We start from the raw sequence: 8,519 nt of genomic DNA, 5'->3' as shown, positions 1-8,519 counted from the left end.
GCACTAGCATTGGAATGACAACGCTCGTACATGCCTACCGACGCGACGGCCCGGTCCTCGGTCACGGAGCTGATCACCGGCCCGCTCGCCGAGATGTTGCGATGACAAGCGATGCCCGAGGACGTTCAGGATCGTGTTGATGACGCATCTCGACCTTGCTTTCAAAGACTTCATTGACGCCCTTGAGACTGCTATGATGAGGTTGGTTTCAAAGGTGCCGCTGATCATTTTGCCAGGCGGTTGGGTTACCGATGGTTTGCTTGTCTCGGGTTTCCCCGCGCTCACGGTGCTTTCTTCCTATCCAACTTCGTGGGCACAGCCGTATATTGAGCAACGATACGAGGATTTCGACCCCGTCGTCGGGCTGGCTCGATCATCGCAACGATTGATTCAGTGGGATCGCCGGACTCTGCGGTTGCCATCAGCATCGCAACAGCGTTTTGAAGCCGCCAAATTCGGGATTCAGAGTGGCGCGACTGTCCCAATACGGCGAGGCTTCGTCCGCTTCGCCGCCTTTATGAAGCATTCCGATCCCATGATCTTGTGGTCTTGGGTTGCGCTTTCACCTTCTCAACCTTGACGATCTGTGGCGAGTCTCCGGGGATGGTGGTTTTTCCAGTATGCGCGAACATCGAGAACGTCACGCGGCCGTCATCCCATACCTTCAACGCATCGACCTCAATGGTCAGACGATCGCCCAGCTCGATCTTGAATAGGGCGGCGGCAAGAGGATCAGCATGCAAGGCGTTCGGATAGCTGGCCACGCTCGCAGAGTCGCGTTCCGCTGCTTGGTCAGGCCGCCGGCGGAAATAGGACTCCAGGAGCGGCGCTAGGAGCAGGTGTGCGGTGTTCGCTCATGCTGGGCCTCCATCGAGGGCGGCACGCTCAGCCGCGATGGCGAGGAGCTCCGCCGAGCCCGTGAGGTATTAGGCGGTGTCGGTGTAACTGGCGTGGCCGAGATATGGGGCCAGCAAAGGCAATAGCGCCTGAACGTCTGCGCGCTGTTGGTGCGAGAGGCTGAGGCGGGTCACGGCAAACGCCTGAGATCGTGCGGCCTTAAACGGCTTACCGCCATCAAAGTCGGCGAGTGCGGCGCGACAATGAAGCTGCGAGCCTCTTGCGCGCGACAATCAATGCCGCGATCATCCCCTTCGCCGCGACACCAGATTCTGATTGTCGCGCGCTTCTCATCAGAATTGGGATCTTCCGCATATTTGGTGCAGGTGCCGGGATTCACGGGCAGTGCGAATGAGTCCATAGAGTCGGAATCGCAGTCGACGCCGGTGATTCGCCCGTGCTCCATGCCTTCCGCTCGCTGGTCTCGCCCGAGCTTTCGATTGTCCAAATTCTCCCACAAGCCGACAAGGTGGTGCTTGTAGCCCGGCCGAAGGCGACAGAATCGTGCTGTCCCTCCTGCGGCTGCCGAACCGGTCGCGTCCACAGCCACTACATGCGCCGGGTGGCTGATCTGCCGTGGCAGGGACAGGTTGTCGAAATCCGGCTTCACGCCAGGCGGTTCCGTTGCGCCGATCCGCAATGCCGTCAGCGGATCTTTACGGAGCGGTTGCCGGAAACGGTGCAGCCGAAAGCGAGACGCACCGCCCGCCTCGGCGAGAGCCAGTTGGTGATCGGCTTCGCGGTCGGCGGTGAATCCGGCTCGCGCCTGTCGCGCAAACTCGCCATGCCGGTAAGCGGCGATACGTTGCTGCGGATGATCCGCACAGCCAGGTTCGAGCCGCCGGACGCGCCGCGGGTGGTCGGCATCGACGACTGGGCCTGGCGCAAGGGGCAGCGCTACGGAACGATCATCTGCGATCTTTGCCGGACAGAAATGCCAACACGGTCGCGTCATGGCTGAAACGTCATCCGGGCATCGAAGTCATCGCTCGCGATCGCGCCGGCGTTTATGCTGACGGCGCCCGTCGCGGTGCTCCCGACGCAACGCAGGTCGCCGACCGCTGGCATCTTCTCCAGAACCTGGGCGAAGCGTTGCGTCTGGCCCTCGACCGCCATCGCAAAGCGGTCAGTGCCGCCGGAAAGGCGATGAAGGCTGAGACGGGTGGCGATGAGGACGGAAATCCGGAACCATCAGTGGAGACTTCCCCGAAGCTTGATGGCCTGCGCCGGTCGCGCCGCCACCAGCGCAGTGAACTCTATGCTGAAGTCCTTGATTTGCGGACGACCGGCATGTCGCCGCGACAGATCGCACCTCGGACCGGCATGAGCGTGAGAACGGTCGAGCGGTGGCTTGCAGCGGGCGGGGAGCCCGAGCACCGGCGGCCGCCCGCGCGCTCGGTTCTCATGGACCCTTTCCAGGAGTATCTCGAAGGACGCTGGCAGGAAGGCCAACGCAACGGGTTGCATCTGTGGAGCGAAATCAAGTGCAGCGGCTTTGCAGGCAGCAGGGCGACCGTCTACAGGTGGACCGCCGCCCGCCAGCAGTGCTCATCGACCGCTCCGTCAAATGCGCGATGGCGGCCGCCGTCGCGCCGAAACTGTGCATGGCTGCTGAGCGAAGACCCGACTTTGCTCGATGAGCAGACCGAGCAATTCTTGTGCCATCTCTATGACTGCGCGCCGGAGCTCTTGAAGGCGGGTGACCTGGCTCGACGTTTCGCTGCACTGATACGCGGCGACGATGATGCCGGCCTCGAGCAATGGATCGAGGACGCCACGGACAGCGAACTGGCCTCTCTTGCAGCAGGCATCGGCCGTGACATTGCGGCTGTTCGGGCCGCAATCACCCAGCCCTGTAGCACCAGTCCCGTCGAGGGACAGATCAACCGTCTCAAGACCATCAAGCGCCAGATGTATGGGCGCTCCGGGTATCCGCTGCTGAGAAACAGGCTGCTGGCAGCCGCCTAACACCGTAGAAACACCAAGAGAACGCCGACCCTGCACCAAATATGCGGAAGATCCTCTGGCTGTCGGAACGGTGCTCGCAATCGATCGCGAAGCTCGCCGTTGAGATCTGCCGTGCGGACCTGCATGAGCATGTGAGCACCGTGACGCGACCATCGCATCTGCTGTTTCTTGACCATTCGCTTGCCGACCAGTGAATTCTCTGACTCGGCCAGGATCGTGGCGACGCGAAGGCCGGCTCGGTTGCACTTGCCATAGTTGATGATCGCGCCGCGGTTCGATTTGATATAGGTCGCCCCGCCCGCCGCGGCCGCATCGGGCTATAACGAGCTCGAAGTTGCGCTCTGAATCGGGATCGGCGCTGCGGACATGCGCCCTATCGATGCTGATGACGAACTCTTTGCGGCGATCGCCGGGAAGCTGCATTTCAAGCTGGCGTCGTTCGCCTGTTTGCGTCCTTGCGCGCACCTCTGCAAGCTGATCGTCGAGCCGTTCGCCAATCCTGATGGTCCGCTTGCGCACGGTGGCATGCGTCTCGGTCGGCTCAACGGGTAGGAATTCGGCAAGCACATCCGCCGCCGGTCGGTACGGCATCATGCTCCCCAGCCGCGATGTCGCTCGATCGGGGCAGATCTCCTTCAGTGGCGCGAAGGCAACGACCATGCCCGGGTAGCAATCTCGGCACATCATCCAGCGAGGACTGCGCACCTCCACGGTGCCGAAGACGGTCCGGATCTGGCGCGTCGTCCTTGACCGGCCGAAACCGGTGGCAATCCGGGCAGACCCCACGAAAGAGGGAATACGTCTCCGCCTCGTGGTTCACAACCGCGCTCTGCAGCGCCGTCATGATCGTCTTAGCGTCGTCGATCGACAGGCCAAGGTCGCCGTCAGACAGACGTTCCCAGCTCGTGTCGATGCGGACCGCCTTCCGGCAAACGTCACCGAACTGTTAGTGCCCTCGATCGTGATCGTCCATTCCACCGCCATCGCTCCGAAAGAAGCGACGTTGATGGACTACGCGGACCTAACAATCCGTATTCGACCCCAGAGAAATTACCGATCTCCCCATTTTCTGGCGGGGGGATGGCGTTCTGCGCCCAAACTAGGGCGGCGTTGGCGGCAGTGAGGGTTTCGGCGCGCGACCCGCCAGAGCAGTCATGCATGGTTGGACCGCGTCTGCGTTTCTCAGTGTTTGAGAATGACTTTCCCGGGAACGCCCGCCGCTACCGCGTTCTGGGCCGCATCAATCTGATCCAAGGTCAGGGTTTTGGAAATCGGGATCACCAGCGATCCGCTGGCGGCGGCAGTGAGCACTGCGTCGAGCATGGCCGCGTCGGTGCGGTGATAGAGTTCATGGATGGTGACCCGGTCTCCGGCATTGGCGCCTTCGGGTACTGGAACGATGCTCGCAACGGTGCCGCCGTCGCGAACATTGCCGATGAGGTTGCCGGCCACGGGACCAGCGGTGCTGATCGCATAGTCGAAGTTCGGGCTTGCGGCGGGAACCGTAATGTCGAGCGCTTCGCCCGCCAGTTCCTGACCTTCGTTCAGCCGCTCGGGCCTGACACCGGCAACCGGCTTGGCGCCGATCTCCTTGAGATACTGGATGGCGGAACGTCCGACCGTGCCGAGGCCGCCCGAAACGAGAACCCGGTCGCCGGGCTTAACGTTGATCGCCTCGACGGTCTGCCGGCCGGTAAGGCCTGCCTTGACCAGCGAGGCACCTTGCTCGAAGCTCAGGCCTGCCGGCAGCTTGGCCGCGGACGTGGCCGGAACCACTCCGAATTCTGCATGCGCCCCTTTGCCGTTTGCCGCGAAATCGGCGACAACCCGGTCGCCGACGACGAAGCCGGTCACGCCCTCGCCGAGTTCGGCGACGGTGCCGGCAGCGTCTCCGCCGAGCACTGCCGGCAGTTGAAGCGGGATGAATTGGGCCATGTAGCCCTGGCGCAGAATGAGGTCGAAAGGATTGACGGCGGACGCCTCGATCTTGATCAGGACTTCACCCTGGCCCGGCACCGGCGTTGGAATGTAGCCGATTTCGAACTGATCGACATCGCCGTAAGCTTTGAGAAGTGCGGCTTTCATTGTGGTTCTCCAGAATTTTGTCGTCTCGTTTACCCAAGAGTTTGGCTGCCGGTCGGCAGCCAAATCTATGCAGCTTCCCGATAGGGCCGTTTACGCCATGGCCCGGCGACGAGCATTATCGAGCGCAAAGGCCCCGCCGCCTGCGGAGGCAATCAGGAGGAAGACGAAACAGAACAGGATCGCCGGCTCACCCATGTTGAGGGACGGCCAAAATCCATGCGGCATGTGGCCCATGAAGTAGGCGGCAGCCATTTCGCCCGAGGCGATGAATGCGGCGATGCGGGCCTGATAGCCAACGATCATCAGGATCGATGTGATCACTTCGATGACGCCTGCAACGATCATAATGGCCGGAAGCGGATAGGACACACCTTGAATTGGAGCTGGAAACTGCAGGAACTTCATGGTCGCATGTTCGAGGAACAGAAGCGCTGCCATGATGCGTAGAGCTGCGAGCGCGTATGGTGTCCATTTGCTGGTATCGAGCATTGAAAATCTCCAAGAGGTTCGGTGTGAGAGGTCAGGCGGAAGCTGCCTTTTTGAGTTCCATGTTTTCCTTCCAGAGTTTCATCGACATGGCGAAGACGCCATCGACATAGTTCCGGTAAACGGTCAGTTCTTTCGGATCGCGGCCTGCCTTAGCGGCGAAGAACGCAACGATATCGTCGGACTCGGTGACGTAGCGGCCGGGCTCAAGCTCAGCAGACGGGAAGGAGACCTTCTCAAGATGCGGCTGAAGCACTGCGCGAATCTCCTCCTCCTGTTTGGTCCCGGGAACGAAGTCGCGGCTTTCGATTTCCGACGCAAATCCCGACTCCATAAGGAAAATGCGAACCTTGAGGCAGAACGGGCAGTTTTCTTTCAGGTAGAGGACTGGTTTGAACCTTTCACCGGTCATTTTGCGTCTCCATCTGATCGGGTGGCAGAGGGAGGGCGGCCGAAGCGGAAGCTCGATGCGGTAAGCCCGCCGGCGAAGTCTTTCTGGTGATAGGTAACGGCGCCCGGTTCGTCCTCGGCCGCACCCACCACCACCATCAACGGCAGCAGGTGGTCTTCACGGGGATGCGCCGCGCGGGCTGCGGGCGCCCGCTCCCATTCGGTGAGTCGCTCGGTCCGCTTCTCGGAAGGAGAATGGATCAAAGTCTCCTGGAGCCAGGCGTCGAAACGGCGGGACGGCTCGTATCCACCCGTGCCGCGCATGGCGGATAGGTTGTGATAGCTGAGGCCGCTGCCGATGATGACAATGCCTTCCTCACGCAATGGCGCCAGCGCGCGGCCGACCTTGATATGCAACGCCGGATCGTAACCCGTATCCAGCGAAAGCTGGACCACAGGAATGTCCTCATCAGGATAGAGCGGCTTCATGACACTGAAGGTGCCGTGATCGTAACCGCGTGTGGGATCGAGCGCAGCTTCGATGCCGCTTGCGCGCAGCAGCTGCCGCACGCGTTTCGCAAGCTCCGGCGACCCGGGCGCATTGTAGGTGATGTGGTAGAGGTATTCCGGAAAACCGTTATAGTCGTAGATCATGCCCGGCTTGGCGCCCGACGAGATTGCAAGCCCCTCCTCTTCCCAGTGGCCCGAGACCACAAGGACCGCCTTTGGCGTGCCGCCGAGTTCGGCGCGCATGTCGAGCAGCGACTTATCGAGCACGTCGAAATTGCGGCGGAACTCCCCAGTCATGTAAGGCCAGGGCCCGCCGCCATGGCTGATGAAGTAGGTCGGGAGTCGAGAATCTGTCATCGGGTCTGTCCTTCGCAGGTTTGCCGCGACAAGCGCGGCGCCCGTTCGAAAGGCGAGTCGCCGACGGGCAGCTGTTGCAAATGAGTTTGATTTTTTCTCATTCATTGATCAATGTGTTCAATATTGAAGAACCATTTCTCGGATGTTGATGATCCATGGATACACTGGTGAGCCTGCGGCTGTTCTGCACCGTGTCAGAACTGAAGAGCTTCACTGCTGCCGCCGACCGCCTCGGCATTTCGCCGGCAATGGCGAGCAAACATGTGATGCAGCTTGAGAACCGGCTGGGCACCCGGCTGCTCAACCGCACCAGCCGCCACGTCAGCCTGACGGAAACCGGACGGCTTTATTTCAACCAGGCCAAGCAGATGCTCGAAGGGCTGGAGGAGGTGGAAGCAGCCATCGGCAATGTTACGGTGGCGCCCCGCGGGACCCTGAAACTGAGTGCACCGGTTTGGGCGGCCAGCATCTGCTTTGTGGGCCGACTGGCCGAGTATAACCGGCGCTATCCCGAGGTCTGCCTAGACGTGGATCTAAGCGGCCGGATCGTAAATCTGGTGGACGAAGGTTTCGATCTTGCCCTGCGGGCAACGTCGCCCGACCGGCTCGATCCGGGCCTCGTCGCTCGGCCGCTGGCCGATATACAATTCCACCTCATGGCATCGCCGGAATATCTGGAACGAGCAGGTCGACCCAAAGGCCTCGCGGATCTTAACGGTCACGCGCTGCTTCGTTTCAGCGGGGTCAACCCCAGTGATAGCATGGCGCTGGAAGGCCCAGATGGACGGCACAAAGTCACATTTCGTACCGTGATGCTGAGCGAGAACGAGACCATTCTGCAGCTGGCAGCTCTGCGGGGGATGGGCCTTGTCTTCCTGCCGAAATGGATGGCCGAGCAGGACATCGAGGCAGGCCGATTGGAGACGGTGCTTCCAGGCGCGATCGGGTTCGCCAATACGCTATATGCTGTGTATCCGAGCCGGAAATATCTTTCCCCCAAAGTCCGCACTTTCATCGACTTCATGATGACGAGCTTGCAGGGGCTACGATAAACACGATTGTGCAGGTACCCTGCCGAACTTCATCGCAAGAGGCGAACTGAGACGTGAGCGCTGTTGCGGCACCACCTTTCGCGCGTGGTCGTGAGCCACGATGCTCGGAGCCTTTGAGGGCTTCGACACATGACGATTTCAGAGCTTACGCTTAAGTCCAGGGACGAGGAGCCGGTTCGACGGCTTGAGATATTCACGGGTTCTGGACGGCGGCGCGGATGGTTGCCGGAGGAGAAGGCGCGGATTGTGGCGGAAAGCTACGATGCTGGCGAGACCGTGAGCGCGGTGGCCCGGCGATATGCATTGTCCCCGCAGCAGTTGTTCGCCTGGCGCCGGTCCGCGCGGGTGCCGTTTGAGAATGCGCCGGCACCGGAGCCGTTGTTTGTTCCAGCAGTGGTCGCGGCATCGGAGCCCGAACCTGCGGGGAAGCGCGCGAGATCGACACGGAAGCGGAAGGCCGTGCGAGAAGCCGGCGTGATTGAGCTGGAGATTGACGGCGTCGCCATGCGGGTCGGTCGTGGCGCCGACGCCAGGACGGTGGCGGCGGTGATCCGTGCGCTGAAGGCGCCGTCGTGATCGGGCCGACGGGTGTGGTCAAGGTGATGGTCGCGACGAAGCCGGTGGACTTCCGCAAGGGGGCCGAGGGTTTGGCGGCGCTGGTGCGCGACACAATGGGCGCCGATCCGTTCTCTGGCACGGTCTACGTCTTCAGGGCCAAGCGCGCCGACCGGGTCAAGTTGGTGTACTTCGACGGTACCGGCGTGTGCCTGCTGG

10 protein-coding genes and 1 pseudogene are annotated in these 8,519 nt (G+C 61.5%); 6 read left to right on the top strand and 5 right to left on the bottom strand.

Annotated elements, in window-relative coordinates; translation table 11 throughout:
• Nucleotides 1-139: 139 nt before the first annotated feature.
• From EH240_RS36115 to EH240_RS36100, 3 genes are all read left to right on the top strand, one after another.
• Nucleotides 140-580, top strand: a complete 441-nt coding sequence (locus EH240_RS36115) for an autoinducer binding domain-containing protein (RefSeq protein ID WP_125007119.1) — start codon at nt 140-142, stop codon at nt 578-580.
• A gap of 714 nt (nt 581-1,294) precedes the next feature.
• Nucleotides 1,295-1,858 (top strand): transposase family protein, encoded by a 564-nt coding sequence (locus tag EH240_RS38630; RefSeq protein WP_206075384.1) that lies wholly within the window; start codon nt 1,295-1,297, stop codon nt 1,856-1,858.
• Nucleotides 1,819-2,865, top strand: coding sequence for a transposase (locus tag EH240_RS36100; RefSeq protein ID WP_206075383.1), 1,047 nt, complete (start codon nt 1,819-1,821; stop codon nt 2,863-2,865). The genes EH240_RS38630 and EH240_RS36100 overlap by 40 nt, the downstream gene beginning before the upstream one ends.
• Here the strand turns inward: EH240_RS36100 and EH240_RS36095 are convergent.
• The 5 genes and pseudogenes from EH240_RS36095 to EH240_RS36075 all read right to left on the bottom strand — a co-directional run bounded on the left by EH240_RS36095 (nt 2,862) and on the right by EH240_RS36075 (nt 6,693).
• Nucleotides 2,862-3,849: pseudogene (locus EH240_RS36095) on the bottom strand (hypothetical protein). The gene EH240_RS36100 and the pseudogene EH240_RS36095 overlap by 4 nt on opposite strands.
• Nucleotides 3,850-4,047: 198 nt before the next feature.
• A complete protein-coding gene (locus tag EH240_RS36090) occupies nt 4,048-4,950 on the bottom strand; it encodes an NADP-dependent oxidoreductase (RefSeq protein ID WP_125007118.1) in 903 nt (300 codons plus the stop codon).
• 90 nt (nt 4,951-5,040) lie between these two features.
• Entirely contained in the window at nt 5,041-5,439 is a 399-nt protein-coding gene (locus tag EH240_RS36085; RefSeq protein ID WP_125007117.1) for a DoxX family protein, read from the bottom strand.
• Between the two features lie 31 nt (nt 5,440-5,470).
• Nucleotides 5,471-5,848 (bottom strand): glutathione S-transferase N-terminal domain-containing protein, encoded by a 378-nt coding sequence (locus EH240_RS36080; protein WP_125007116.1) that lies wholly within the window; start codon nt 5,846-5,848, stop codon nt 5,471-5,473.
• Nucleotides 5,845-6,693: a DODA-type extradiol aromatic ring-opening family dioxygenase gene (locus EH240_RS36075; RefSeq protein WP_125007115.1), complete on the bottom strand. Its 849-nt coding sequence runs from the start codon at nt 6,691-6,693 to the stop codon at nt 5,845-5,847. Before EH240_RS36075 ends, EH240_RS36080 begins: the two co-directional genes overlap by 4 nt.
• 155 nt (nt 6,694-6,848) lie before the next feature.
• Here EH240_RS36075 and EH240_RS36070 point away from each other — a divergent pair, with 155 nt between their 5' ends.
• From EH240_RS36070 to tnpB, 3 genes are all read left to right on the top strand, one after another.
• On the top strand, nt 6,849-7,745 hold the full coding sequence (locus EH240_RS36070; RefSeq protein WP_125007114.1) for a LysR family transcriptional regulator: 897 nt from the start codon (nt 6,849-6,851) through the stop codon (nt 7,743-7,745).
• A 129-nt stretch (nt 7,746-7,874) separates the two neighbouring features.
• On the top strand, nt 7,875-8,321 hold the full coding sequence (gene tnpA, locus EH240_RS36065) for an IS66-like element accessory protein TnpA (RefSeq protein WP_125007113.1): 447 nt from the start codon (nt 7,875-7,877) through the stop codon (nt 8,319-8,321).
• On the top strand, nt 8,318-8,519 hold a 202-nt coding region (gene tnpB / locus EH240_RS36060), incomplete at its 3' end, for an IS66 family insertion sequence element accessory protein TnpB (protein WP_148101168.1). The genes tnpA and tnpB, both read left to right, overlap by 4 nt.

Origin of the sequence: Mesorhizobium tamadayense (assembly GCF_003863365.1) — a bacterium.
In the GTDB taxonomy this organism is placed as follows: Bacteria; Pseudomonadota; Alphaproteobacteria; order Rhizobiales; family Rhizobiaceae; genus Mesorhizobium; species Mesorhizobium tamadayense.
Note: the sequence above shows the minus strand (reverse complement) of the source record. Positions and strands in the feature narration are given on the sequence as shown.